General features: G+C 50.5%; 1 pseudogene. It reads left to right on the plus strand.

Going from position 1 to position 2683, the window contains the following annotated elements:
* Window positions 1-743 precede the first annotated feature (743 nt).
* Window positions 744-1050 (plus strand): annotated as a pseudogene (locus tag ACSVHP_RS22830) (antirestriction protein ArdA).
* Window positions 1051-2683 lie beyond the last annotated feature (1633 nt).

Raw genomic sequence — 2683 nt, forward strand, 5'->3', positions numbered from 1 at the left:
CCCAACCCCTTAACTGGGACCGTGGTCCCAACCCCTTAACTGGGACCGTGGTCCCGACCCCTTAACTGGGACCGTGGTCCCAACCCCTTAACTGGGACCGTGGTCCCGACCCCATAACTGGGACCGTGGTCCCGACCCCTTAACTGGGACCGTGGTCCCGACCCCTTAACTGGGATCGTGGTCCCAACCCCTTAACTGGGACCGTGGTCCCGACCCCATAACTGGGACCGTGGTCCCGACCCCATAACTGGGACCGTGGTCCAATCTAGTCAGCTCGCATCAGATTATGAATTTTTAAACTTTACCTTAAAAGTTATCCACTGAATCGGTGGGTAAGCCTGTGCACAATGTGTCAGGAAAAGGAGTATTAACTGAGCTCTCAGTGCTTGAAAAAAGGATGTCATGTAGTCCGGCTTACCGCGGGACCTACACGGTGTTATGGCCACGCATCGAGTGACATTCGTGCAGACTGCGGCAAACGCCGTGCCTCTAATCTAGCCCGACCGCTGCGGCTGCAAGGGTGCGCTTGTCCGTCATCCTCGCCCATCGCAGTTATTATCTAATGTCTGCAGCCGGTCTTCCCGTCGTTCTCTCGCTCACTATCCGCTCGATAACCGTACAAGCTGCCTAGGATATTTTCTGCGCCACGGCCTCCTGTAACGCCCATTGCATTCTCCACTATTCGTCGGGCTTCGTTTCGGCACGGCGTAAGCCGGAACTCAGACGACATATACCACGGAGGAATTTTCATGAGCACAACAACACCGGCTGTATACGTTGGCACTTGGCACAAATACAACTGCGGCAGCATTTTCGAAAAGTGGTTCGACTTGACCGATTTGACGGAAAAGAGGATTTTCTCGAATCCTGATATGCCCTGCATTCAAACGAGCACGATCCGCAACTCATGTTCCAAGACTGGGAAGGTATTCCGGCCTGTTGAACGAGATTCCATAGTTGCTTCGTAGTTACTTTGATTTTGAAGCCTACGCGCGTGACTTGTTCAGCGGCGGTCTGGTGTTTGTCGACGGTAATGTGTTCAACAACTGATTAGGACGGGCAGGGGGATCCCCTGCCGCTAAGGAGAGCATCATGAAACTCGATCCACAGACCCTTGGCATATTGCGTCAGTTCAAAACATGATTAATACCAGCCGTCGTGATTCAGGTCAGGGGAAACTGACGACCGCGTAGGTAGTCGATAAAATTTGCTACTTCATGACCTGTCATTGTTGAGTGTATATGGGCGGACACTTCATTTTGAAGGTTGGGAAGGGGTAGGGCTACGGCAGGTGGTTAAGCCGCTATAAACCTGGCAGGCAATCTGCCCACCTGTGCTGTCTGTAGCCCGTATGTGCGGATGAGATTAAGCTTGATGACGGGATATTACAGGGTCGGAGGCGCGTATAAGTGATGCAAATAATGCGAAGTTTTGAAAAGAAGACCAAGACAAGGTTGCTGTAGACCTTGTCACATCCGCTGTTGCATACAAGAATGTATGAATATGCCGGTTATACCTGAAGCGGTGGCCAGAGAATAACCGTAACATCTCAAAGAATATTTTAACGAGCGGGTGCGTCTCTATCGCATCAGTACGTTGCTGCCGACCGCAAATAATCTGCGATATATCGAAATGGCTGAAGCCCATAAAAAGTAGAAAGATCTTTTCAGGAGGCGATGTCGAGAACTCCCTTCACCGGGACTTTTGCCTGAGATTCTAACCATCCTTAAGTCAGGTCTTTACGCAAAAGGCGCTGGTAAGGGTCTGAACCTTAGGTGGAAAGGAATTACTGGTTAGCAACATCACATCTTAATGACATCGCAAGTTAGCAATATAACAAATTCATAAGGTAATAATATTATAAAACAACAACTTGATAATTTTTTTAATTCTTGAGGTTACAATTGACGTCCGGTCGGGCTGTCATGCTTCATACAGAGCCAACGATGCTGTCTCTGCCAAGCTCCTCTGGGGCAGCGGGTGTCCATCCCATGACGCAACATCCATGCTCGCAGGAGCCGGAATGGCTGCGCCGCTCAGTCGCGCCGCTTCCTGCGCTTCAGGCATGGCATCAATGCCGTTGGTGTTATCGATGCCATGCAGAGGGCAATGCGCGCGGCTTACGTCATTACGGCGTGTCCCTGCCCATCTCTCACCGTATGCCTTTTCTCCGTTTATGGCTCTCCTGCCGGGTGCTGATAGCACCACAGTCTTCTTGGTTGACAAACCCTTTCGCAATATATTTCCCCCGGCCATTCCGGTTCGCTTCATTAGACCGGAATAAATTTCCCGCTTGCCCCATACAGCTGCGTCTGCCAATGATGTTTACGCCCCTGCGGCGAAGGGTCTCAAACGGATGAAGTGCATTTATCCGTGGAAAAAAAACAGTGGTTTACCATAAAGCGTTAAAGCCGCGGCTCCGGAAACTCAACGGATAATGTGGTTTTTGAAGGCCAGACCCTGTTCAGAAGGAGGTGTGTAGTGAGCAAAACCCTGAAGGAATTTCATAGCCAGCCGGAGGTGCAGTATGTGCCCACGCCTGGAGATGTGGAATTGATGTAGCCCCCTGAAACACCAGACAGTAGCTGTATCTCCAGATAAGAGATAGGCTTGAATATATGTCTAACACTAACGCCAATTTTGAGATGACCGGGATCCTGTTAGGGCAAGAAGTCCGTAAACG

The organism is Enterobacter sp. 186315, from assembly GCF_053290175.1.